General features: G+C 53.1%; 25 protein-coding genes, 2 tRNA genes and 1 other RNA gene. 10 read left to right on the top strand and 18 right to left on the bottom strand.

All coding sequences use genetic code 11. The features are described from left to right. Nucleotides 1-5: 5 nt before the first annotated feature. From AC4IBF_RS13755 to mdoG, 3 genes are all read right to left on the bottom strand, one after another. Nucleotides 6-233, bottom strand: a complete 228-nt coding sequence (locus AC4IBF_RS13755; RefSeq protein WP_032650824.1) for a YceK/YidQ family lipoprotein — start codon at nucleotides 231-233, stop codon at nucleotides 6-8. An 84-nt stretch (nucleotides 234-317) separates the two neighbouring features. Beyond that, nucleotides 318-2,846 (bottom strand): glucans biosynthesis glucosyltransferase MdoH, encoded by a 2,529-nt coding sequence (gene mdoH, locus AC4IBF_RS13760; protein WP_115874713.1) that lies wholly within the window; start codon nucleotides 2,844-2,846, stop codon nucleotides 318-320. After that, nucleotides 2,839-4,392: a glucans biosynthesis protein MdoG gene (gene mdoG / locus AC4IBF_RS13765; protein WP_111966168.1), complete on the bottom strand. Its 1,554-nt coding sequence runs from the start codon at nucleotides 4,390-4,392 to the stop codon at nucleotides 2,839-2,841. Before mdoG ends, mdoH begins: the two co-directional genes overlap by 8 nt. Before the next feature lie 254 nt (nucleotides 4,393-4,646). Between mdoG and mdoC the strand changes: the two genes are divergently transcribed. After that, nucleotides 4,647-5,786 carry a glucans biosynthesis protein MdoC gene (mdoC, locus tag AC4IBF_RS13770; RefSeq protein WP_133294155.1) on the top strand — a complete coding sequence of 380 codons (1,140 nt, stop codon included), beginning with the start codon at nucleotides 4,647-4,649 and terminating at the stop codon, nucleotides 5,784-5,786. Nucleotides 5,787-5,819: 33 nt separating this feature from the next. Here mdoC and ymdB read toward each other — a convergent pair whose 3' ends face one another. From ymdB to csgB, 5 genes are all read right to left on the bottom strand, one after another. Then, nucleotides 5,820-6,362, bottom strand: a complete 543-nt coding sequence (gene ymdB / locus AC4IBF_RS13775; protein ID WP_133294154.1) for an O-acetyl-ADP-ribose deacetylase — start codon at nucleotides 6,360-6,362, stop codon at nucleotides 5,820-5,822. Nucleotides 6,363-6,469: 107 nt separating this feature from the next. Continuing rightward, nucleotides 6,470-6,790 carry a YmdA family protein gene (locus tag AC4IBF_RS13780; protein ID WP_047742227.1) on the bottom strand — a complete coding sequence of 107 codons (321 nt, stop codon included), beginning with the start codon at nucleotides 6,788-6,790 and terminating at the stop codon, nucleotides 6,470-6,472. A 164-nt stretch (nucleotides 6,791-6,954) separates the two neighbouring features. Continuing rightward, a complete protein-coding gene (gene csgC / locus AC4IBF_RS13785) occupies nucleotides 6,955-7,287 on the bottom strand; it encodes a curli assembly chaperone CsgC (RefSeq protein ID WP_133294153.1) in 333 nt (110 codons plus the stop codon). Nucleotides 7,288-7,348: 61 nt separating this feature from the next. After that, complete coding sequence (csgA, locus tag AC4IBF_RS13790; protein WP_008500842.1) at nucleotides 7,349-7,801, bottom strand: curli major subunit CsgA; 453 nt, start codon at nucleotides 7,799-7,801, stop codon at nucleotides 7,349-7,351. Between the two features lie 41 nt (nucleotides 7,802-7,842). Next, nucleotides 7,843-8,298, bottom strand: a complete 456-nt coding sequence (csgB, locus tag AC4IBF_RS13795; RefSeq protein WP_111966173.1) for a curli minor subunit CsgB — start codon at nucleotides 8,296-8,298, stop codon at nucleotides 7,843-7,845. 764 nt (nucleotides 8,299-9,062) lie between these two features. Between csgB and csgD the strand changes: the two genes are divergently transcribed. From csgD to csgG, 4 genes are read left to right on the top strand one after another with little or no spacing between them, the layout of a single operon-like run. Beyond that, nucleotides 9,063-9,713, top strand: coding sequence for a biofilm master transcriptional regulator CsgD (csgD, locus tag AC4IBF_RS13800; RefSeq protein ID WP_021240790.1), 651 nt, complete (start codon nucleotides 9,063-9,065; stop codon nucleotides 9,711-9,713). A gap of 4 nt (nucleotides 9,714-9,717) precedes the next feature. Next, nucleotides 9,718-10,107, top strand: coding sequence for a curli production assembly/transport protein CsgE (gene csgE, locus AC4IBF_RS13805; protein ID WP_008500845.1), 390 nt, complete (start codon nucleotides 9,718-9,720; stop codon nucleotides 10,105-10,107). Between the two features lie 23 nt (nucleotides 10,108-10,130). Then, a complete protein-coding gene (csgF, locus tag AC4IBF_RS13810; protein ID WP_023311106.1) occupies nucleotides 10,131-10,544 on the top strand; it encodes a curli production assembly/transport protein CsgF in 414 nt (137 codons plus the stop codon). A gap of 26 nt (nucleotides 10,545-10,570) precedes the next feature. Further along, on the top strand, nucleotides 10,571-11,404 hold the full coding sequence (gene csgG / locus AC4IBF_RS13815) for a curli production assembly/transport protein CsgG (protein ID WP_021240792.1): 834 nt from the start codon (nucleotides 10,571-10,573) through the stop codon (nucleotides 11,402-11,404). A gap of 43 nt (nucleotides 11,405-11,447) precedes the next feature. On the opposite strand, the gene AC4IBF_RS13820 is transcribed toward csgG, so the two are convergent. The 4 genes from AC4IBF_RS13820 to ghrA form a co-directional block, all read right to left on the bottom strand. After that, a complete protein-coding gene (locus AC4IBF_RS13820; RefSeq protein ID WP_146749032.1) occupies nucleotides 11,448-11,930 on the bottom strand; it encodes a DUF1097 domain-containing protein in 483 nt (160 codons plus the stop codon). A gap of 96 nt (nucleotides 11,931-12,026) precedes the next feature. Continuing rightward, nucleotides 12,027-12,581, bottom strand: coding sequence for a TorD/DmsD family molecular chaperone (locus AC4IBF_RS13825; RefSeq protein WP_491462914.1), 555 nt, complete (start codon nucleotides 12,579-12,581; stop codon nucleotides 12,027-12,029). A gap of 21 nt (nucleotides 12,582-12,602) precedes the next feature. Continuing rightward, nucleotides 12,603-13,340 (bottom strand): phosphatase, encoded by a 738-nt coding sequence (locus AC4IBF_RS13830; RefSeq protein WP_367897189.1) that lies wholly within the window; start codon nucleotides 13,338-13,340, stop codon nucleotides 12,603-12,605. 84 nt (nucleotides 13,341-13,424) lie between these two features. Then, nucleotides 13,425-14,363, bottom strand: coding sequence for a glyoxylate/hydroxypyruvate reductase GhrA (gene ghrA / locus AC4IBF_RS13835; protein WP_288462123.1), 939 nt, complete (start codon nucleotides 14,361-14,363; stop codon nucleotides 13,425-13,427). Nucleotides 14,364-14,595: 232 nt separating this feature from the next. On the opposite strand from ghrA, the gene AC4IBF_RS13840 reads away from it, so the two are divergent. Further along, nucleotides 14,596-14,683 (top strand) — tRNA-Ser (locus AC4IBF_RS13840). A gap of 135 nt (nucleotides 14,684-14,818) precedes the next feature. Here the strand turns inward: AC4IBF_RS13840 and AC4IBF_RS13845 are convergent. Then, nucleotides 14,819-15,724, bottom strand: coding sequence for a LysR family transcriptional regulator (locus tag AC4IBF_RS13845; protein WP_252092729.1), 906 nt, complete (start codon nucleotides 15,722-15,724; stop codon nucleotides 14,819-14,821). 109 nt (nucleotides 15,725-15,833) lie between these two features. Here AC4IBF_RS13845 and AC4IBF_RS13850 point away from each other — a divergent pair, with 109 nt between their 5' ends. The 3 genes from AC4IBF_RS13850 to AC4IBF_RS13860 all read left to right on the top strand — a co-directional run bounded on the left by AC4IBF_RS13850 (nucleotide 15,834) and on the right by AC4IBF_RS13860 (nucleotide 17,190). Further along, nucleotides 15,834-16,694, top strand: coding sequence for a pirin family protein (locus AC4IBF_RS13850; protein ID WP_115874707.1), 861 nt, complete (start codon nucleotides 15,834-15,836; stop codon nucleotides 16,692-16,694). A 227-nt stretch (nucleotides 16,695-16,921) separates the two neighbouring features. Then, nucleotides 16,922-17,009: transfer RNA gene (locus AC4IBF_RS13855), tRNA-Ser, on the top strand. A gap of 44 nt (nucleotides 17,010-17,053) precedes the next feature. Beyond that, nucleotides 17,054-17,190: non-coding RNA, RtT sRNA (locus tag AC4IBF_RS13860), on the top strand. A 189-nt stretch (nucleotides 17,191-17,379) separates the two neighbouring features. On the opposite strand, the gene phoH is transcribed toward AC4IBF_RS13860, so the two are convergent. From phoH to efeU, 4 genes are all read right to left on the bottom strand, one after another. Further along, nucleotides 17,380-18,168 (bottom strand): phosphate starvation-inducible protein PhoH, encoded by a 789-nt coding sequence (phoH, locus tag AC4IBF_RS13865; protein ID WP_024908976.1) that lies wholly within the window; start codon nucleotides 18,166-18,168, stop codon nucleotides 17,380-17,382. Between the two features lie 500 nt (nucleotides 18,169-18,668). Beyond that, complete coding sequence (efeB, locus tag AC4IBF_RS13870; RefSeq protein ID WP_491462915.1) at nucleotides 18,669-19,952, bottom strand: iron uptake transporter deferrochelatase/peroxidase subunit; 1,284 nt, start codon at nucleotides 19,950-19,952, stop codon at nucleotides 18,669-18,671. 5 nt (nucleotides 19,953-19,957) lie between these two features. Continuing rightward, nucleotides 19,958-21,085, bottom strand: a complete 1,128-nt coding sequence (gene efeO / locus AC4IBF_RS13875) for an iron uptake system protein EfeO (protein ID WP_111964488.1) — start codon at nucleotides 21,083-21,085, stop codon at nucleotides 19,958-19,960. A 41-nt stretch (nucleotides 21,086-21,126) separates the two neighbouring features. Beyond that, nucleotides 21,127-21,960, bottom strand: coding sequence for an iron uptake transporter permease EfeU (gene efeU / locus AC4IBF_RS13880; protein ID WP_491462916.1), 834 nt, complete (start codon nucleotides 21,958-21,960; stop codon nucleotides 21,127-21,129). Nucleotides 21,961-22,211: 251 nt separating this feature from the next. On the opposite strand from efeU, the gene AC4IBF_RS13885 reads away from it, so the two are divergent. After that, nucleotides 22,212-23,396 (top strand): NupC/NupG family nucleoside CNT transporter, encoded by a 1,185-nt coding sequence (locus AC4IBF_RS13885; RefSeq protein WP_127730349.1) that lies wholly within the window; start codon nucleotides 22,212-22,214, stop codon nucleotides 23,394-23,396. Between the two features lie 70 nt (nucleotides 23,397-23,466). Here AC4IBF_RS13885 and AC4IBF_RS13890 read toward each other — a convergent pair whose 3' ends face one another. After that, entirely contained in the window at nucleotides 23,467-23,886 is a 420-nt protein-coding gene (locus AC4IBF_RS13890; RefSeq protein WP_032648964.1) for a DUF3574 domain-containing protein, read from the bottom strand. Between the last annotated feature and the right edge of the window lie 18 nt (nucleotides 23,887-23,904).

The raw sequence follows: 23,904 nt of genomic DNA on the forward strand, positions 1-23,904 counted from the left end.
TTAGGTTATTCGTAAGGGCCGTGGCTGGCATCAATCGGCAGCAGCAGCGTGTCGAAAATCAGCGAGAACGGCAGATCGAGCACGGTCAGGTAGCGCCATGCGGAATCACGGAGATCCCATTTCACGCCAGGGTAATACTGATTCCCGTGGCCTTGCCCTGGAATGGTGCGACTGATGATACTGCCGCAGCCGCTGAGCAGGCATGCCATCAGTACGACGATGATTATTTTCATGAGTAACCTCTAAAAAAATACCGGCGATTAAGCCGGTATTTTATTTGGCGGGAGGCGCTTCGCTTGCCCACCCTACTTAACAACTTACTTCGCCTTCAACGCCAGCGGGTTAAGTTTCAGTTCCTTATAGTAGTTTACCCACGAAGAGTATCTCTCCGGAGCGGACCACACGCGATAGTGAAGACGCGCCATCGTGACCGGGTCGCTCAGCAGGACCAGACGACGGTCGCGGTTGAGTTTTTCCGGAGTCTCGTTAAGCGCCTGCTCTACGTGACGATCGCGGGCAATCTCCAGCACCTGGCTTGCGCGGTGGCGCGCCGTCGCCATAGCCGTTGCCAGGGCGTTGAATGACGGGTTAAACACGGCGTGCATGAAGCCGTCATCCAGCGTGCGATTGCGGTTCTGCTCCAGGTAACGATCGGTATCCACCAGCACCTGCGGCGGGGAATACTCTTCCGGGATCAGGAACAGCTTCCAGCGTTTGGTCCGCAGTCCCACCGTCGAACGGCTGGAGATCACGGAGACAAACGGCGACAGGATTAGCGAGAAGACAATCGGCGCCAGCCAGAACAGGAAACGCAGATCCAGCCACGCCATCCCGGCCGCCCACACCAGACCCAGCAGCAGCTGAGAACCATGGCGCATAAAGGCTTCGCTCCACGGCGTGGAGTCGTCATCACGCTGCGGTGAGTTCCAGACCACCTCCCAGCCCAGGAACGCACTGACCACAAACACGGTGTGGAACAGCATACGCACCGGCGCCAGCAGCACGGAGAACAGGACTTCCAGCAGCAGTGAAAGGGTCACGCGGAAGAAACCGCCGTACTCTTTCGAGCCTTTGCACCAGATCAGGATGATGCTGAGCAGCTTAGGCAAGAACAGCAGCACCATGGTCGAGGCAAACAGCGCGATCGCCAGCTCCGGACGCCACTGCGGCCAAACCGGGAACAGCTGCCGCGGTTGCAGGAAGTATTGCGGCTCCGTCAGGGCATGGACAACCTGCAGCGCGGTGGAGAGCGCAAGGAACATAAACCACAGCGGTGCGGAGAGATACGACATCACGCCGGTCAGGAACACCGCACGGTGAACCGGGTGCATCCCTTTAACAAGGAACAGGCGGAAGTTCATCAGGTTACCATGACACCAGCGGCGGTCACGCTTGAGCTCGTCCAGCAGGTTCGGCGGCAGCTCTTCGTACGATCCCGGCAGGTCGTAGGCAATCCAGACGCCCCAGCCAGCACGACGCATCAGCGCCGCTTCAACGAAGTCGTGCGACAGAATAGAGCCGGCAAACGACCCCTCGCCCGGCAGCGGCGCCAGCGCACAGTGCTCAATGAACGGCTTCACGCGGATAATCGCGTTGTGACCCCAGTAGTGCGATTCACCCAGTTGCCAGAAGTGCAGACCCGCCGTAAACAGCGGCCCGTAAACACGGGTGGCGAACTGCTGGCAGCGTGCATAAAGGGTGTCCATTCCGGACGCTTTTGGGGAGGACTGGATAATACCCGCGTTCGGGTTGGCTTCCATCAGACGCACCAGACCACTCAGGCAATCTCCGCTCATGACGGAGTCAGCATCCAGCACCACCATGTAGCTGTACTGGTTACCCCAGCGACGGCAGAAGTCATCAATGTTACCGCTTTTACGCTTCACACGACGACGACGGCGGCGGTAGAAGATCTGGCCTTCGCCCTGCACTTCCGCAATCAGCTCCATCCAGGCTTTTTGCTCTGCAACGCAGATATCCGGGTTGTAGCTGTCGCTCAGGATGTAAACGTCGAAATGCTCCGCGTTGCCGGTGGCCTTTACGGACTCCCAGGTTGCGCGCAGCCCCGCGAATACGCGGTCAACGTCTTCGTTACAGATAGGCATAATCAGCGCGGTACGGTGCTCAGGATTGAGGGGTTCATTCCCGACCGTTGATGCTGAAATGCTGTATTTGTCACGCCCCATCAGCAGCTGCAGGAAGCCCATCAGCGCGGTCCAGAAGCCGGCTGAGACCCAGCAGAAGAGAACCGCGAACAGCAGAAGGATGCCGCTCTGCAAGATGTACGGCAGCAGCTGCATGAAGGAGACCCAGAGATCCTGGCCCATCATGTCCGTCGGGTTTATGAATGCCCAGCCCTGATACGGCAGGATGGTTTTCATATACCAGGTCGCGACGACCGTCTGCGCAAGCGTTAGAAGCAGCAGGATATAGCGACGGATTGTCCCCACGGTACGCCATTTCTGTTCAGACGCCTGCTCTTCTTTCGTCAGGCGTGACAGATAGCGCGGCGTCACATCACGTCCACGCAGGCGATCCCAGAAGCGACCCACCGGGTTGGTGCGCCACGGATCGGGGAACATAGAGGAACGCGTGGCCTTCGGCATCGCCTGAAGCTGATCGCGTCCTTCATCGTCTTTAATCAACTGCCCTTCCGCCAGCGAGTCCGGCCAGGCCTGCTCCAGACGCGCCTTGACTGACCCAAGCGGCGTATCATCATCACGGGAAAACTGACGATGTTCACCATCCAGCGCGGTGTGAACCGCGCGGATGTCGCTCTTAGGCAGTGCCGCTTTTTCGATATCCGTCAGCGGCATGGCATCAATATATTCAGATGTATTATTCATTGGCAGGTAGCTGATAGCTCCAGGTTTCACTCAGCGGCTGATCGTTACTGACCAGCGCAGCACGCATTTCAGTGGTCTGTTTCGGATCTTTCACTTTCACGCGCAGGGTCAGACGCCAGCCTTTGGTTACCGGGTTATAACGCACGGTATTCTCAACGATTTCACCGTTATCACCGATGCTGGCCTGAGCGGCAACGGCGGTGTCCGGTGCCAGTTTCTTCATATCCTGGCCCGTGAAGTCCACGACAAACGCCACGGTACCGTCAGGCTGACGAATCAGATTAGACTGCTTCACATCACCCGTTGAGCGGCGAGTCTGCATCACATACGCGTTATCCGGCGCATGCAGCTTATCTTCGTCGCGGCTGAAGGTAATGGTGTACTTGAAGTTCATCTCTTTACCGGCTTCCGGCAGCTGATCCGGCGTCCAGTAAGCAACGATGTTATCGTTGGTTTCGTCGTTGGTTGGAATTTCTACCAGTTCGACCTTACCTTTACCCCAGTCACCGTTTGGCGTGACCCAGGCGCTTGGACGCTGGTCATAGCGATCGTCCAAATCTTCAAAACGGGAGAACTGACGACCACGCTGCAGCAGGCCAAAACCTTGTGGGTTTTCCATCGCGAAGCTGCTCACCGCCAGATGTTTCGGGTTATTCAGCGGACGCCAGATCCACTCACCGTTACCGGCATGAATCGACAGACCGTTGGAGTCGTGCAGTTCCGGGCGGAAGTTGGTTGCCGGTGACGGCTGGTTCGGCCCAAACAGGAACATGCTGGTCAGCGGCGCAACGCCCAGTTTGCCCACTTTATCACGCAGGTAAACCTTAGACTGTACGTCAACCACCGTGTCGCGGCCCGGCATAATCACAAAGCGATAGGCCCCGGTCGCACGCGGCGAATCCAGCAGCGCGTAGATAGTCAGACGTTTATCCGTTGGTTTTGGACGTTCAATCCAGAACTCACGGAAACGTGGGAACTCTTCACCTGATGGCAGCGCGGTATCAATAGCCAGTCCGCGCGCAGAAAGCCCGTATACCTGCCCCGCGCCAATCACGCGGAAGTAGCTGGCACCAAGCATGCTGACGATTTCGTCGTTTTTATCTTTGCTGTTGATCGGGTAAAGCACCTTAAAGCCTGCGAAGCCCAGGTCTTTCACCGTATCTTTGTCGTGTTGCACATTGCCAAAATTAAAGTAATCCGGGCTGTATTTGATCTTACGTACCGCTGTTGCCGTCACTTCATTGATGGCAACAGGCGTGTCGAAGTACATACCCTGATGATAAAACTCAAGCTTGAACGGGGTTTTAATATTGCTCCAGTACGCTTTGTCGTGATTGAACTGGATCTGCTGATAGTCCGCATACTTCATGTCGCGGAAAACGGAGGGCAAGTTACTTTTCGGCGCTTCGTAGCTCTTGCCTGCCATCGATTTTGCCTGTTTTGCGACATCGTCGATGTTAAAGGCCAGTGCCGATGAGGTATACAGTGATAACACCACTGCAGCACCCAACCAACGCATTTTCATCATCTGTGGTTTATGTTTCATAATAAGTAAGCACTTCCCCCTTTGTGTGCTTATATCGATCCGATCCATTTTAATGGAAACTCAGGCAATCCGACAACATTATCACTGCTTTGTTCAGCTGCTGGCTCATGGATTAAGCAAATGAAAGAACCCGCTATTCACTTTGCGTGCTTATCCTGGAGACAGGGTGTCGGTCTTGGTGTAGGGTTGGCTTCGAATGTAACCATTATGAGTCTTAGGGATAAGACGAAAAGTCTGAGAATGCACAACGTTATATGAGCACAACACCAACAGAACGTGAATATTTCCTCGACTCGATCAGGGCCTGGCTGATGCTATTGGGGATCCCCTTTCACATTTCACTGATTTACTCCAGCCATACCTGGCACGTGAATAGCCAGATGCCCTCCTGGTGGCTGACGCTGTTTAACGACTTTATTCACGCCTTTCGTATGCAGGTTTTCTTCGTCATATCCGGCTATTTTTCTTACATGCTGTTTCTGCGATACCCGCTTAAGCGATGGTGGAAAGTACGCGTGGAGCGCGTGGGCATCCCCATGCTCACCGCAATTCCGCTGCTGACGCTGCCTCAGTTCATTATGCTGCAATACGTCAAAGGCAAAGCGGAGAACTGGCCGAATCTGACGCTGTATGAAAAGTACAATACGCTGGTCTGGGAGTTGGTGTCTCACCTGTGGTTCCTGCTGGTCCTTGTGGTGCTCACAACGGTAAGTCTGTTGATTTTTAGCCGCCTGCGCCACCATCTGAGCGCAAAAGCCGACACCTTCTTCGCCAACGTTACGATGGGCAAACTGTCAGTGCTATTCTTGCTGTTGGGGATCGCTTATGCCGCCGTGCGACGGACGCTGCTTATCGTCTATCCGCCTATTTTGAGCGACGGGTTATTTAATTTCGTGGTGATGCAGTCACTGTTCTACATTCCGTTCTTTTTAATCGGCGCGCTGGCTTTTATTCATCCAAAGCTTAAATCGCTGTTTGTCACCCCGTCACCGTGGTGCGCGCTGGGGGCAACCTTCGCGTTCGCTGCATATCTGCTGAATCAGCGCTACGGCAGCGGCGACGCCTGGATGTATGAAACGGAAAGCGTGATCACGATGCTGCTGGGCCTGTGGATGGTGAACGTGGTATTCGCGCTGGGCCATCGTTTGCTGAACTTTAAGTCCAGCCGCGTGACTTACTTCGTTAATGCATCACTGTTTATCTATCTGGTGCATCATCCGTTGACGCTTTTCTTCGGGGCTTACATCACACCGCACATCGCCTCCAACACGCTGGGCTTCTTTACCGGGCTGGTTTTTGTGGTAGGGGTGGCGATCGTACTTTACGAAATCCATCTGCGGATCCCGCTCCTGCGTTTCCTCTTTTCAGGAAAACCGCAGGCAAAAGCCTCATAAACCACGCGGCGCACCAGATGCGCCGCGTTTGCTTCAGCTTTCCAGCTCTTGTTTGCGCTGAGTCAGAAGCCGCTGATAAAGATGCGTGGTGTCGTCGTCAAAACAGACAAAAATCACCTTCTCTGGCAGCGGTTTTAACGACAGATAGCGGTAAACGGTTTCTACAGCGATCGTTGCGGCTGCCGCCTTAGGATAACCATACACGCCGGTGCTGATAGCCGGGAACGCCATCGTTTTATAACCGTTGTCGGCGGCCAGTCGCAGACAGTTCCGGTAAGCCTCTTCCAGAATACTCGCCTCGTGCCGATCGCCACCGTGCCAGACGGGCCCAACGGCATGAATAACCGCTCTGGCGGGCAGATTGCCCGCCAGCGTAATTACCGCATGACCGGGAGGACATTCGCCCTGCTGTTGCCGCACGGTTTTACAGGCTTCGAGCAGCTGCGGTCCGGCAGCACGGTGAATAGCCCCGTCCACACCGCCTCCCCCCATCAGGGAAGGATTGGCCGCATTGACGATGACGTCGACGTGCATTGTCGTAATATCGCCTTGAATAATTTCAATTTGCGGTTTCATAAAGCCCCTCTGCAATCCGCCTTTTTCTTAAGTGTATCGCAGAGGTGACCGGGAGAAAAAACTATCAGAAAAAATCCTCTTCCACCGCAGGGCGGGGAGAACGCGCATTAGCGATACTGGATTTCAATAACTGCAAGCGTTTTTTCAGGATTAAGGTATTTCATATTGAGCGTTGCCAGGTTTGAGTCGCTCACTTTCCCGTTAAGCGCCTCTTCATAGCTGACCATACGCGTTTGCATACGGTTATTATTTGGACATGACATTGCAAATTGTTGCTTCTGCGGAGTGACTTCACAAGGGTCGGCGACGATAGCACCGCGAAAATGTATGACACCGCCGTCAACAACTGTGGCCGAATAAGCCGGGATACTCAAAGCAGAAACGACCAGACCCAGACCTGCTACGAGTCGAGCAAAATAGTTGTTCATTATAGGTACTCCTCAATGAAAATCGTCCATGAGGGGTAAACGCGCTTCATTTATTACGGCAAACGAAGTTTCACGTTACGGAACATAACGACCTGGTCCCTGATATCAGCATAGCTCAACGGCACAGACCCGCCACATTCACAACATATTGATTTAATACATTTTTATAGCGGGCGTTCCGCTGGCGACCACTGTTGTGATAAATGAAGCGATTTTCCATCTGTAACGGTGACAACGATTTTTACCGTGTCTCCTGCATTAATATTTAAACTCAGGCGCATTAAATCAATCGTCTGATTAGCGGGTATAAAAAGTGTGTTTTGCTGCCGGGAAGAACTTTGCCCCCCCTGCCCTTCTCGTAAAGAAACAATCTGAACCTGACAATCACACGACTGCGTAAGAGTGACCTGAGGAATAATGGTGGTCATATTTTCCTGCTGCGACGTTTTGAAGGTGATCTGACTGGAAAGCGCGGCCAGGAGAATTAAGGTATTCATGATGAACTCCCGAAAAAAAACAGGGCTGATGCCCTGTTTTTTTGTAGCACAGATTTCAGTATCAGTACTGATGAGCTGTCGCGTGGTTACCAAAACCGATCTGGGTAACGTTGACAGTAGAGTTAGAGGCAGTCTGGTCAACGAGTGCGCCGTTAAAGCCGCCGGACTGGCTAACGTTCATAACAGATTTTTTACTGTTCCACTGATCAAGTGTTGCACTGTTGCCGAATCCTTTCTGGGTCAGGTTGATTTTACTGTCATCAGAACCCTGACCAACGTCAGCGCCGTTACCGCCACCTTTCTGGGTAATATTCAGCACGGAATTTCTGGCGTCTGTCTGCAGAGCAACCGCGGAGTTACCGCCACCGTCCTGATAAATATTCAGGGTTGAATTTGGACCACTGTATCCGCCATGACCATGCCCATGACCCCAGCCGCCCTGATTAATAGAACCCGCCATAGCACTACCAGAAACTACGATTGCTGCAAGCGCTGCCACTTTGAGAAATTTCATGGTAAACCCCCATCGGATTGATTAAAGTCGTCGCGAAAGCGCTAATGTTGAATAACGTTAATCGCCATTTGCGACTGTTTCTGCACTACAACTGCGGTTTTCTGCGTACCGTACTGCGTAATATTTGCTCTATTACCCGACCCTTTCTGGATAATTTTCGCGCTATTACCGTATCCATCTTGCGTAATACCTGCATCATTCGCGTTTCCGCTCTGATCGATCCAGGCTATATTGTAACTCCCTGATTGATCAACTCTCGCTCTGTTGCCTGCCCCATCCTGGGAAACAATGGACAATAGTTTCGAACCTTCCTGGCGAACCTGAGCGTCATTGAAAACACCCTGTTGACCAATAATGGCTGCCTGATTGAGTGATGAAAGACTTAATTCGTTAACCGCAAAGTTATATTCAGCATTTGCTAAATCTGAATTCGCTGCGGTTACAAATCCAGGCGCACCCAGTAATGTAAACATCATAAATAACGATGTGTATTTCATGTTGTCACCCTGGACCTGGTTATTGAATAACTCCATAACTCTATAACAGTGTCACATGTAAAAACGATTCGTTTTGTGTTAACGCGTCGTTACGGTGAAGAGTATGTCCGCTGAAACATTTTAAATATCTCACCCGCGCGGCTTATTTTTATTTTTCAGATCACCACAAAGTCGTAATTTACATCAAAAACCACTTTATTCAGGCCAGCTTATATTTTTTATTAAATGCATTTTTCGAAAGGGTTGTACAGCAAGATAAAAGCTGTCCAAGCCTCCTCCCGGGGTGTTTAAACGTAACGGCATGAGAACATTTTTTCTCAGCACGTGACACGAGGCCTCTTTTCTTAAGCCAGACTGCTGCTCATTCGAGGGCTTAGTAAAAACCTGTAACTCATACAAAATTATTGCTTTATAAAAATAATAAATATCCATTTAAATCATGCAATTAAAAATATTTGTATGATTTTTAAAATCTGTGCAGCTCTATTTATGTGTACAACTTTCTCATCAATTCTCGCCATTCAAAACAACTCAATTTCACAAATTAATATTGATTTTTACATTATGTTACATGTTTAACACTTGCTTTAAACTTCGTAAAAGCTAGATTGAAATTAGATGTACGAAATTGGTTTTATATTTACCTCCCTGTGGAGGTTATGGTCTGATTCTACACACAGCAGTGCAACATCTGTCAGTACTTCTGGTGTCCTCTTTTAAACAGGAGGACAGCTGCCAGGTGCCAATTAAAGTGGGGTTTCATCATGTATAATGAAGTCCATAGTTTACATGGTCATACATTACTGTTGATCACAAAACCTTCTCTGCAAGCGACAGCATTATTACAACATTTAAAGCAATCTTTATCACTGAACGGGAAATTGCATAATATTCAACGTTCTTTTGATGATATTGCACCTGGCAGCATCATTCTTTTCGATATGATGGAAGCGGATAAAAAACTTATCCATTACTGGCAAGATATTTTAAGCAGGAAAAACAACAATATCCGTGTGCTATTGTTGAATACGCCTGATGAATATCCTTTCAGAGATATTGAAAGCTGGCCGCATATCAATGGCGTGTTCTACGTCACAGAAGAAGAAGACCGGGTAGTTGAGGGTCTGCAAGGTATATTGCGCGGAGAGTGTTATTTTTCGCAAAAGCTTGCCAGTTATCTCATCACGCACTCGGGAAATTATCGTTATAACAGCTCAGAGTCAGCACTGCTCACGCACCGTGAGAAAGAGATCCTGAATAAGTTACGCATTGGTGCTTCAAATATTGAAATCGCCCGTTCGTTATTTATCAGCGAAAATACGGTAAAGACGCACCTTTATAATCTTTTCAAGAAGATAGCTGTGAAAAACAGAACTCAGGCTGTTTCGTGGGCAAACGATAACCTCAGGCGTTAATCACATGAAGCGCACGTTGAGTTGGATCGCCGCAGCGAGTTTCCTGCTCGCTGCCGGGAATCTGAAGGCCGTCGAGGTCGAAGTTCCCGGATTGTTAACAGACCACACTGTTTCATCGGTCGGGCACAGTTTTTACCGTGCCTTTAGTGATAAATGGGACAGTACTTATACCGGAAATATAACGATCAACGAGCGGCCCAGTGCACGATGGGGAAGTTGGATAACAATAACGGCTAATCAGTACGTTATTTATCAAACGTTTTTATTCCCCACAAAAATGGACTTCGATAAAAACGTAGCCCTGGCACTGGCACAATCAGAAGACGCTATTAATCGCCTGCAAATAGATAAAGCCCTATTAAGCACTAGCGATTTAGCAAAAGACGAGTTCTAGCGAACCGATATGCGGAGGCTGTCATGCGTATTGCATATGCAGTTGTTTCGATAATGCTAATAACACCCATAAGCTGGGCCGGAAACATGACGTTTCAGTTCCGTAACCCTAACTTTGGCGGTAACCCTAACAACGGCGCGTTCCTGCTGAATGAAGCTCAGGCGCAAAACTCCTATAAGGATCCCAGCTTAAAGGATTTTAGCATTGATACCCCGTCCGCACTGGACAACTTCACTCAAGCTATTCAGTCGCAGATTTTAGGTGGGTTACTGACCAACATTAATACCGGTAAACCCGGCCGGATGGTGACCAACGACTTTATCGTTGATATCGCCAACACTGACGGACAGCTTCAGTTGAACGTGACCGATCGTAAAACCGGAAGAATCTCCACTATTCAGGTTTCCGGTCTACAAAGTAATTCAACTGACTTTTAAACAATAGCTAAATAAGGACAACGATCATGCAGCGCTTCCTGATTTTTGTTGCAGTGTGCTTATTGAGCGGTTGTTTAACTGCTCCACCTAAAGAAGCTGCAAAACCTACGTTAATGCCTCGGGCCCAGAGTTATCGTGATTTAACGCATTTACCTGCTCCAACGGGGAAAATATTTGTCTCCGTATACAACATTCAGGATGAAACCGGGCAATTCAAACCTTACCCGGCAAGTAACTTCTCCACGGCCGTGCCGCAAAGCGCCACCGCGATGCTGGTTACCGCGCTCAAGGATTCGCACTGGTTTATTCCCCTGGAACGTCAGGGTCTCCAGAACCTGTTGAATGAACGTAAAATCATTCGTGCAGCACAGGAAAATGGTACCGTCGCGGCCAATAACCGTACGCCTCTGGAATCTCTGGCGGCAGCGAACGTGATGATTGAAGGATCGATTATTGGCTACGAAAGTAACGTTAAATCGGGTGGAGCGGGCGCGCGGTATTTCGGTATCGGCGCGGATACCCAATACCAGCTCGACCAAATTGCCGTTAACCTGCGTGTGGTCAACGTCAGTACAGGCGAAGTGCTCTCTTCGGTGAACACCAGCAAAACCATACTGTCCTATGAAGTTCAGGCAGGGGTATTCCGCTTCATCGATTACCAGCGTTTGCTGGAGGGTGAAATTGGCTACACCTCCAACGAGCCGGTCATGATGTGTCTGATGTCAGCCATTGAAACCGGCGTGATCTTCTTAATCAACGACGGTATTGACCGCGGGCTGTGGGATCTGCAAAACAAAGCAGACGTGCAGAACCCGATACTGGTGAAATACCGCGATATGTCAGTCCCTCCGGAATCCTGACAGGAAGCGCATAAAAAAGGCGAGATGATTATCTCGCCTTTTTTTATTCGCTCACTGCCGTGACGTTTTGCGCTTTTTCCCGCCGCGACGCCAGCCAAAGACCACTGTTTTTCATGGCATAGCCAAACAGCAACCCCAGCACCAGTGAGGGGACCACCAGCTTCCAGTCACCCTGCCCTGCAAAGGTCGCACACGCCCCCATAAAGGTTCCAGGAACAAATGAAAGCAGCAGATGCTTAGCCTGGATGCACATTAAAAAGGCAACAACGCCCGTCATCACGTATCCCAGCATCTCCAGATGCGGCGCCAGCGCGCTGCCTTTCATGATCACCAACGCCCAGATAACGCCGCTCATCAGGGTGCAGCCAGAGATAAAGAGCCCTTTGACGCCCCCCTGCGGGCAGGCGAAATAGGCCGTACAGCCAAGGAATCCGGCCCAGCTGAGTAATCCGAGAGACATGGCCACCCATCCCCAAAGCCCGGAGAGAATGCCCGTCGTTATTGCGATACAAAGTAATATGTTCATGGCGCGCATCTTAGCAGAAGCGCACCATAGAAATGCGATCAGAAGCACATTATGTGCAAATTGAAATGCGTAGTTGCAGAATTTATGTGATCTAAATCACTTTTCATTCTCTTCTTCCAGCTCATCCCACATCGCCGCGATCGCGTCGCGCGTGAGCGGTGCCAGCGTTCTCCAGAATGGCGAGGTGGCATGCGCTTCGACTTTACCAAGGAATGTTCCGACCCACGGCAGCAGGTACGTTTCGAACAGGGTTTCAATAGCTTCGTTCTCATCATCCCCGGCGTTGTCTTCGATCCAGGAGGCAGCAAGCAGCAGCGTACCGATATGATCCGCCGGCGTATCGCTCAGCGGCATACCGCGGGTGGAGAGGAAAGCGCGGACTTCCGCTTCCGTCGCCCCGTCCTGCCAGGCTGAGCGGTATGGCGAAACGCGGCACTCATCGCCGACGAACAGTGCATTGTAGTCCGTCGCAATCTGCTGCATATCGCAGCTTTTTTGCAGACGTTCCAGTAAATCATCCTGTTCCAGCGGCCAGTTCTGCGCCAGTTTACCTTCACGAATCAACGTAAAAAGCGGAACCAACAGCGGGTCTTGCGGCTGGCGATAATAGAGCGTACCCAGCACGCGGCAGAGGATGGAAAACTCGTTCATTTTTATTATTCCATTACACAATTAAAGATCGGCAAATTCGGCAATCGGCTCCATTCCGCGGGACTCAAGGAAATCGAGCATGCGGCGTGGGGTCACGTTCAGGATTTGCGCTTCCGGGAAGTTAACATCATTCAGCACTTTCAGGCACTCGCTGAAATCACCCAGCGTAAACGCCGTATGAGAATCTGAGCCCAACGCCACCATGCCGCCCGCATCACGCACGGCGGCCGCCACTTCGCGACAGTTGGCTTCACTGCCCTTACGCGAGTGAACAAAAGAGGAGTTATTAATCTCCAGCGCCACGCGGTGCTTCGCTGCCGCCTGCGCGACAGCCTGAATATCAATCGGATATTTTGGGTTACCGGGATGACTGATAATGTGCACATTGCCGCTGGCAATGGTGGCAATCATCGCCGCGGTATTGGTCTCTTTATCCTGAGGAGCAAAAACCGGCTCATGGAAGCCGGCGAGGACAAGGTCAAGAGACGTCAGCATCGGGCCGGTGCAGTCGATCTCACCGTCGGTATTTTTGATGTTTGCCTCAATGCCGCGCAGTATCCCAATGCCGTCCACCAGACGTGGCCAGATCCGCATATTCACAAAATGCCAGTAGTGCGGCGCATCAGCCATATCCGGGCCATGATCGGTGATCGCGAACAGCTTGATGCCTTTAAGCTTCGCCTGGGCGATATAATCATGGAGGTTGCTATAAGCGTGGGTACTGGCGACGGTGTGCATATGCAGGTCAACGGGATACATCTCTCTCTCCTCTGCGGTTTTTCCAAAGGATAGCAGTTATCAGCGGCGAATATTAGCAAAAACCCGGCGAACGCCGGGTTTATCTCAGTAGCCGCGCTGTCTGTCGACCTGGCCGGTGACCGGGTTACCCTTTTCCATTTCGCTGATGGTATGTGATATATACGCCACCGCTTCTGCCGGACGCGTCACGGCGGCCACGTGAGGGGTCATCGCGACGCGCGGGTGCGCCCAAAGCGGGCTTTCCGCGGGTAGCGGCTCACGGCTATAGACATCCAGCATGGCACCTTTAAGCTTTCCTCTGTCCAGCGCCTTCAGCAGATCGGGCTCGACCAGATGCACCCCGCGCGCCAGGTTCATCAGGTAGCTCCGATCGACGAGCTGATTGAGCAACGCTTCATTGATGATACCGACCGTTTCCGCCGTATTGGGCAGCAGGTTGATGAGCACGCGCGTCCCGTTCAGAAAGGCCGGGAGTTCATCCGTCCCGGCAAAGCTCTCTACGCCCGGATAATCTTTGCGGCTGCGACTCCAGCAGCGCAGCGGAAAGCCCCACGGAGCAAGGGCTTCAGCCACTTTTGAGCCCAGCACGCCCGCGCCGAGGATGCCGATGGTAAAGTCCTCACGACGGTAATCCGGCAGCGGCTCCCAGCGGGCCTGCTGCTTAAATGCCTGATAGTCATCAAAGCGGCGGAACCAGTGCAGAACCTGGCTCACGGCATATTCCTGCATCTGCTGGCCCATTCCGGTATCTTCCAGGCGAAACAGTGGAACGTCTTCCGGCAGCATTTCAGGGTGTGCCTTAAGTTTGCTCAGAATGGAATCCACGCCGGCTCCAAGGGCAAAAACGGCCTTCAGCTTGCGTCCCTGGAGCATTTCTACCGGAGGATGCCAGACCAGCGCATAGTCAGCATGTTCATTATCGCCGCGCTTCCACTCGCGTACGCGTGCGCCGGGCAGCGCCGCCGAAAGTGCGTCAATCCAGTAAGCGTTATCAAATGTAGGGTGATAGAAGAGAATATCCATGGTCATTCCTGCCTTTTATTGCGCTGTTTTGCTTTCATTTTCAAGTGGATTGTCAGCATAACAAATTTATCAGGAAACCGCGTTGCTGATAAAAGAGGCATTTTATGCACATTTAAGAATCATGTTGCCTGAAGTTTGTCTAAACGCGCTAAATTACTGAAAAAGTGAGTTGACGGCAGTTCGGCTTTTCCTTACATTAGCGCCCGTCCCGTCAACAACGGGATGACAATATGGTGAGGTGTCCGAGTGGCTGAAGGAGCACGCCTGGAAAGTGTGTATACGGCAACGTATCGGGGGTTCGAATCCCCCCCTCACCGCCATATTTAAAGAAGAGCTCGCATGAAAATGCGGGCTTTTTTTTTCGCATATTGTACGCACGCAGGGGGGATTCGAACCTTGTGGCTCTGTGAGAAACTCATGTCGGGTAGCGCTGCGCTTACCCGACCTGGAAAAAACTAGTCTTCCACCATCTTCGCATACTCTTCGGTCAGAAAATCCACCAGCGCCCTAACGGAGGGCAGCAAACCGCGTCTTGAAGGATAAACGGCGTGAATCACTTCCCGTCTGGGTTCCCATGCCTCAAGCACCCGGACCAGCTCACCGGACGCAAGCTGATCCTTCACCATCAAAATCGGCAACTGCACCACGCCAATGCCTGCCATGGCGGCTTCACGCAGCGCGAGCATATCCGTACTGATCAAACGGGGATGGTAATGGATCTCCGCTTTCGCCCCGTCGGGTCCGGAAAGTGCCCACTTATGGTTGTGCTTTCCCTCCCCCATACTTAATCCAGGCCAGGCGCTGAGTTCAGACGGCATTGACGGTTCCCCCAGACGGGCAATCAACGCCGGGCTTGCCACCAGGCAATGCCCCCTGTCAGCCAGCACCCTTAGCACCAGGTCACTGTCATCAAACGGACGCGGGCGTACGCGGATCGCGATATCCACGCCCTCTCCCACCAGATCTACACGCCGGTTAGTCGCCTCAAGCTGAAGATTGATCCCGGGGTAGCGCGCCATAAATCTTGCCAGCATCGGACCAACGTGGACATGCAGTAAGGTTATCGGGCACGTGATCCTGACGATACCGCGCGGTTCGGCCTGCAGTGCCGCCACGGCTTCCTCGGCAGCCTCGGCCTCCACCATCATCGCTTTGCAGTGCTGATAGAACGTCTGGCCGACCTCGGTCACCGTAAAATGCCGGGTTGTTCTATGGATGAGCCGTACGCCAAGCCGCTCTTCCAGCTGCGCAATCCGGCGGCTTAGCCTGGACTTTGGCAGGTCAAGCGCCCTTCCCGCCGCAGCAAAGCCACCGTAGTCCACCACCTTCACAAACCAGACAAAGTCATTGAGATCCTGCATAAAACCTCATCGTTCTATTTTCAGAACAGTGAATGCCATTTTCACTATCTACCGGGATATTGACCCTGAATATAAGCTAATTACATCAACAGAACATCAGGAGTTAATCATGAAAAACGTAACAGGCGTTTATACCGCTCCCCGCCAGCACTGGGTTGGAGATGGTTTCCCGGTCCGTTCAATGTTTTCTTATCAGACGCACGGCGAGCCGCTCAGCCCGTTCCTGCTGCTGGACTACGCGGGCCCGTATACCTTTCCTGCTGATGGTGCGAAACGCGGCGTAGGCCAACACCCTCACCGGGGTTTTGAAACGGTCACTATCGTCTATGCCGGTGAAGTGGAGCATCGCGACTCCACGGGTAAAGGCGGCGTCATTGGCCCTGGCGACGTGCAGTGGATGACCGCAGGGGCAGGCATTTTGCACGAGGAGTTCCACTCCAGCGCGTTCTCGCAGAAAGGCGGGGAACTGAAAATGATGCAGCTTTGGGTCAACCTGCCGGCGAAAGACAAGATGGCGGCACCGGGCTACCAGAGCATCACGAAAGCCGATATCCCGGTGGTGACGCTGCCGGATAACAGCGGTTCGCTGCGAGTTATTGCCGGTCGCTACGACACGGTGACAGGCCCGGCGCACACCTTCTCGCCGCTTAACGTCTGGGACATCGCGCTGAACCAGGGAAGCCATCTGACGCTCAATCAGCCTGAAGGCTGGAGCACGGCGCTGGTCGTGCTTGAAGGCAGCATCACGGTGAACGGTGCAACTCAGGCGGGTGAAGCCCAGCTGGTCGTATTGAGTCAGGAAGGTGACAAACTGCACCTGGAGGCGAACAGCGATGCAAAAGTGCTGCTGATGGCCGGCGAGCCGCTGAATGAACCGATCGTGGGCTATGGCCCGTTTGTGATGAACACTAAGAGTGAAATCAACGAAGCCATTCGTGATTTCAATTCCGGCCGCTTCGGCCAGATCTGAACGTAATAAAGGAGGACTGCCGCTGCGATCTTCAATATCCAGCGCCCCCTTGAACCGTCAAGTTCTCGATTCACAACGTTATCCCCTGCTCCACGGCGAAAAACCGTGGAGCTGATTATTGCTTAACCGAACAGGCACTAAAGCAGAAAATCTGCTTGACCGTGTCAGCGCAACTCCCTATAGTAGCGCCCCGTTGCCCCCCAAGCGGTCAGGCAGCAAAACAATATGGTGAGGTGTCCGAGTGGCTGAAGGAGCACGCCTGGAAAGTGTGTATACGGCAACGTATCGGGGGTTCGAATCCCCCCCTCACCGCCATATTTGAGATGAGAGCTCGTACGAAAGTACGGGCTTTTTTCTTTTATATTCTCCGAAAAGGGGGGATGAGAATCCCCGACCGGGGTTCGACAACTGGCGCAGCCAGTTGGACAGACTGTGAGTGCAGCGAACAGGCTGCCCGCAGGGCGAGCAAAGCGAGTCAATCCCCCCCTCACCGCCATATTTGAGATGAGAGCTCGTACGAAAGTACGGGCTTTTTTCTTTTATATTCTCCGAAAAGGGGGGATGAGAATCCCCGACCGGGGTTCGACAACTGGCGCAGCCAGTTGGACAGACCGTGAGCGCAGCGAACAGGCTGCCCGCACAAAATCAAAGCCCGGTTTCCCGGGCCTTGAACGCAACAGCAAACTCAGTAATACGCTTGCAGCGTGCGCTGGCAGAGCGCCGATCGCACGCAGTCCTCTTTGGTGAAACGTACCACCCCAATCATCTCATCTTCCTCAAAACGTGACATGGCGTCGCTCAGCCCGGATTTTACGCCGGACGGCAGGTCACACTGGGTAATATCGCCGTTAACGATAACCGTCACGTTCTCCCCGAGGCGCGTTAAAAACATCTTCATTTGCGCAGCGGTCACGTTCTGAGCCTCGTCAAGAATGACGACCGCATTTTCAAATGTACGTCCGCGCATATAGGCGAACGGCGCGATTTCCACCTTGCCAATCTCTGGCCGCAGGCAGTACTGCATGAAGGATGCACCCAGCCGCTTCACCAGCACGTCATAGACGGGCCTGAAGTACGGGGCAAACTTCTCCGAAATATCACCGGGCAAGAAGCCGAGATCTTCATCAGCCTGCAGTACCGGACGGGTAACAATGATTCTTTCCACGTCCTTATGGATCAGCGCTTCCGCCGCTTTGGCTGCACTGATCCAGGTTTTCCCGCATCCGGCTTCACCGGTTGCAAAGATGAGCTGTTTACTCTCGATAGCATTCAGGTAGTGCGCCTGAGCCTCATTGCGCGCCACAATTGGAGAATTATCACGGCTGTCTCGGGCCATGCCAATTGCTTCTACGCCACTCATCTGCACAAGCGAGGTGACCGATTCTTCTTCACGCTGTTTATGGCTACGTGAATCCCGTCTCAGCACACGTTTTGCTTCGCGACGAGCTTTGATCACTGCTTTTTGTCTTCCCATGGATAGCACCTTGAGTTGTTGGTATTCATCACACGCGCCAGCGTCGGCACGATTATGCGCACGAACATCAGAGGGTTGGCTTCCTTGTAAGCCATTGCTTGCACTATCGGATGACGATACGGAACAGCTACGCGCACCGTTCTGCACGTCGGTCGAATCAGATTCTTGAGGGAGGGGGGAAAATTTAGTGGTGAGGAAATCGCTGCCGGAGTCTGAGCCTCCGCGCCGGGTGCTGCGGTTGTTATGTTTACCTTGTCCAGTACAGGACGCAACCATTCGCGATCTCCATAGTGATTCAGCATCACTGCCGGGAACTACCGCTGTCTTATCTTAAGTACATCAGGAGCTATCATAAATGCAACATTTATTTTACCTGAATGCAACTTTTAGGACTGTCCCTACAGTTGAAATCAGTCTCATATAGAAATATTACAGAAATATAACAGCAGGATAGTCATATGAAAAAATAATGTCCCTGCGAATCGTCGCAGGGACAATTATCAGGCTTCAATAAGACTCTGAGCGAGATACGCGCTGCTGTCGCGCACGCCCGGCAGGGCAAAGAAATAGCCTCCGCCGATAGGTTTAATGTACTCTTCCAGCGCCTCTCCGTTTAAGCGCTTCTGCACGGTGAGGAAGCCCTTTTCGAGATCGTGCTGGTAGCAGACGAACAGCAGCCCCATATCGAGCTGACCGGAGTTAGTCACGCCGAGCGAGTAGCTGTATCCCCGACGCATCATCAGGCTCGACTGCGTCTCTTTGGTGCGCGGATTGGCCAGACGAATGTGGCTGTCCAGCGCAATCACATCGCCATTAGGATCGCTGGCGTAGTCGGGCAAGTCATGCTCGTTCTTCATGCCGAGCGGCGCGCCGCTTTGCTTATCGCGACCGAAGATCGTCTGCTGCTCTTTCAGCGGCGTGCGGTCCCAGAACTCCACGTGGAACTGAATAATGCGCACCGCCTGATAGCTGCCGCCCACCGCCCATGCCGGTTCGCCCTGATCGGCAGTGACCCACACCACCTCCTTCATGAGCGCACCATCGTGGCTGTCCGGATTGGCAGTGCCGTCCTTGAAGCCCAGCAGGTTCACCGGAGTCTCTTTCCCCTTGCTGCGGGCGGCGTGGTCCGAGATAAACCCTTCCCGCTTCCAGCGCACGCTCAGCAGATCCGGCGTGTGCTTGATGATGTCGCGCAGGGCGTGGATCACCGTGTCCTGCGTATTGGCGCAAATCTGCAGAAGCAGATCGCCGTGGCAGAGGGCGGCATCCAGGGAATCATTCGGGAAGCGCGTCATTTTTTGCAGCGCTTTCGGCTTCTGTTTTGCCAGCCCGTAGCGCGCATCAAACAGCGATTCTCCCAGCGAAACGGTTATGGTCAGGTTATCCGGGGCAATGAATGGCCCCAGAATGCCGGAGTCCATTGGCGGCAGACGCGGGTTCGGCGTATCGGGCGCCGGTCCACCGGCGGTAAGAAACGCGATGCGCGTCGTCAGCAGGCGGAACAGACGTTCCAGATCGGCTTTATCGCTGGCCAGCGAATCAAAGGCCACCAGCATCATCGACGCCTGCTGCGGCGTCAGGATGCCCGCCTGATGCTCGCCATAAAACGGCTGCGTCTCCATGCGGGCATTGGGTGACAGCGTGCCGGGCGCGCTTTGCGGTTTTGCCGCATGCGCTACCGGACACCCGCCAGCCAGAGCAAGCGCGCCCCCCAGCGCCCCTACCCCTTTTAACAACCGACGACGTGAAGGCTCAACCACGTCGTTCTCGCTATGCTTATTCATCGTGCTTAGTCCAGACCCAGTACGCCACGCAGCAGGGAGAGATCTTCCGCCAGGGCGGTAATCGGGCCTTTCAGCGCGTTACGGTCGGCGTCGGTCAGCTTGTCGTAGGTCTCAAACCCGTCTTTGGTGCGGTACTTCGCCAGGATGGTGTCGACTTTTTTGAAGTTGGCATCCACCTTGCCCAGCAGCTCGCCGTTCTCTTTCTGCAGCTGAGGACGCAGCAGGTTAACGATTTTCTGCGCGCCGTCGACGTTGGCCTGGAAGTCCCACAGATCGGTATGGCTGTAGCGATCTTCTTCGCCGCTGATTTTGCTCGCGGCTACTTCTTCAATCAGGCCGGCCGCGCCGCCCACCACTTTTGACGGCGGGAAGGCCAGCTCGCTTATGCGCTTTTGCAGCTCCAGCACGTCGCCGTTCAGCTGCTCAGCGTATTTCTCCATCCCTTTGGTGGAGTTGTCGCCAAACAGGGCTTTCTCCAGACGGTGGAAACCGGTGAATTTCGGATCGGCGGCCTTCTGCTCGAAATCATCTTCGCGGGCATCAATGCTGCCATCAAGGTCAGAGAACAGCTCGGCGATCGGCTCGATACGCTCGTAGTGCTGACGTGTTGGCGCATAGAGGGATTTCGCTTTTTCGATGTCACCGGCCTTCACCGCATCGGTAAAGGCTTTGGTTGCCGCTGCCAGATCCGCCGTCTCTTTCGTGACGTACGCTTTATACGCGGTAATCGCATCGCCCAGGCTCAGCACCGCAGCGCCTTTCGCCGCATCGGCCGTCGCTTCGCCTTTGACAATAAGCTTCCCTTTAGGGTTGGTCAGCAGGCCGCAGGTCATCTCATATTCGCCCGGCTGCAGGTTGGCGGTCATCTTCTGGCTGAAGCCAGGAGCGATATTTTCGCGCTCCTCCACCACCAGAACCCCTTTCAGGATCTCCCATTCCAGCGCCTTCTGGCTGTGGTTCTGAATAATAAACTGGGTTTTGCCGCTGTTCACCGTGAGGGTCATCGGCTCACACTGCTTATCATTAACGGTGACTTTAACCTGAGGAACATCCGCGCCCCAGGCGGAGAATGCAGAAGCGAACAGCGCGGCAATGCCTGCGCATAACGCACTACGACGGAACTGAATTGCCATGACTCTTCCCTTTAAAAAGTATGTTGTAACTAAATCAACTATTATGGCGTAACGCGAGACGCCTGCGTGCCGGTACGCGGCGGCATTGCGAACAGCACCAGCGCCGGAACCAGATAGATAAAGTAAATCGCCACTTCGCTGACGCTCGGCGTTTCCTGATAGCCGAAGATACCTTCAAGCAGAGTGCCGGTCAGAGAGTGCGTGGAGAGCACGTTGCTAAGGTCGAACGCGACGTCCTGGAAGTGGTTCCACAGGCCCGCTTCATGGAAGGCGCGAATCGCCCCTGCCGCCAGCCCTGCCGCCACCAGCAGAATAAACAGGCTGGTCCACTTGAAGAAAGCGCCCAGGTTCAGGCGGATACCGCCCCAGTACAGCAGGAAACCGAGCACCACGGCCGTGGCGAGGCCCAGCATGGCCCCCAGCGGCGGCCAGATCCCCACATCCTGCTGAAACGCCGCCAGCAGGAAGAAAACAGACTCCAGCCCTTCGCGCGCGACGGCGAAAAAGACCATCATAATGAGCGCCCAGCCGTGGTTATTCCCCTTTTGCAGCGCGTTATCCACCGCCTGCTCCAGCTGCACCTTCACGTTACGGGAGACCTTACGCATCCAGAACACCATCCAGGTGAGGATCACCACCGCAATCACGGCGACGCTCCCTTCGAACAGCTCCTGCTCTTTCTGCGGGAACTCGCCGGTGGTTTCGTTGATGAGGACACCTAAGCCCAGGCAGAGCGCCGCGGCAAGGAATACCCCGACCCACATGACGCCAATCCAGCGTCCGCGCTGGGTTCGCTTCAGATAACTGGCGATGAGGCTCACGATAAGGGCGGCTTCGAGCCCTTCACGTAACATAATGAGAAATGGAACAAACATGCCGACACCTTAAATGTTTATCGCGGTCAACTGATGCAAAGAAAGGTAAATTCTTGTGATAGTGATTATCATTACGACGAAAAGAAAAACAAGCGAAATGTGCGGTGTTTTGATAACGAGTTGTAAACGCCCAGCCTGATAATAGTTACATACGTTATCGTTAAGTTTATAAGTTATAACGAAAATGCTCATTTACGCTGATTCAGGGCTGTGGCTAAATATCCGCCTCAAACACCTGGTGAAAATAAATTATGTTTAAAATTGTCCATTTCCTGCTGGCGCTGGTGATTATTCTCGCGCTTGCCTGGCTGGTAAGTTTCGACCGCCGAAAAATTCGCATTCGTTTTGTTTTACAGCTGATTGTCATTGAAATTGCCCTGGCGTTCTTTTTCCTGCACGCCGAAAGCGGGTTATTCCTGATTAAATACGTCTCGGGATTTTTTGAGTCACTGCTCAAATTTGCTGGCGAAGGCACCAATTTCGTCTTTGGCGGTATGGGTGAAAAAGGGCTGGCGTTCATTTTCCTCGGCGTGCTTTGCCCAATTATTTTTATTTCCGCGCTGATTGGTATTCTTCAGCACTGGCGGATCCTGCCGATTTTTATTCGGGTGATCGGTACTCTGCTGTCGAAACTGAACGGCATGGGTAAGCTGGAATCCTTTAACGCGGTTAGCTCGCTGATTCTCGGCCAGTCGGAAAACTTCATTGCCTACAAGGGCGTGCTGGGGGATCTCTCTTCCCGTCGTCTCTTCACCATGGCAGCCACGGCGATGTCGACGGTCTCCCTGTCGATTGTCGGCGCGTATATGACCATGCTCGACGCTAAATTTGTCGTCGCGGCGCTGATTCTGAACATGTTTAGCACCTTTATTATTCTTTCGGTCATCAACCCGGCACGCCCGGAAGCGGAGCCAGATATCAAGCTGGAAAAACTGCATGAATCGCAGAGCTTCTTCGAAATGCTCGGCGAGTATATTCTGGCCGGTTTTAAAGTGGCGATGATTATTCTGGCCATGCTGATTGGCTTTATCGCGCTTATTAGCGCCGTTAACGCCCTCTTCTCCAGCGTATTTGGCATGAGTTTCCAGCAGATCCTGGGCTATGTATTTTATCCCCTGGCGTGGCTGGTGGGTATTCCGCTGGGTGACGCCCTGAACGCGGGCAGTATTATGGCGACCAAGCTGGTGGCGAATGAATTTGTGGCGATGATTGAGCTGCAAAAAATCGCTCATCAAATGTCCCCGCGCGGGCTGGGGATTTTATCCGTCTTCCTGGTGTCGTTCGCGAACTTCGCATCCATCGGCATTGTGGCCGGAGCGATTAAGGGTCTTAACGAGCAGCAGGGGAACGTGGTGTCGCGTTTCGGTCTGCGTCTGGTTTATGGAGCAACGCTGGTAAGTTTACTGTCGGCGAGCTTTGCGGGGTTGGTGCTCTGATGCAATGCCGGGTGACGCGCAGCGATCCCGGCCTACAAAACAACAACGGCGGGAATTCCCGCCGTTTTCATTAAAACTGCACGCACACCGGCTGGTCGACACGCATCACCGACTCCTGCGCGAAGCGTGACTTATAAATCCCGCGCAACGCTTCGATGTTCTTCTCGCTCTGCGCATCTTTTCCATGGATCAGCATCAGCGCCTTGCTCGGTTCGCGCGCCACTTTCCCGTCGTTCCCCAGCCATTGCCCGCGCGCGTCAAACACCGTTAAGCCGTCGCGAAAGCGTGGCGTCACGTCCTGGTCAACAAACTGCTGCCACTCGTTGCTGGTAATCTGCGCCCCGGCAGGACGGTTTAAGCCGAAATAGAGCGTGGTTTGCTGCATCTGGTTATCCGCTTTGCAGGTCTCCACCGCAGCATGCTGCGATGGCGCGTTGCAGCCCGCCAGCATCAATAATGCCGCCGCCATTAACCCTGTTTTGATTGTCATGCTTCGCTATCCTCATTG

Source organism: Enterobacter sp. Taxon_8, assembly GCF_058354585.1.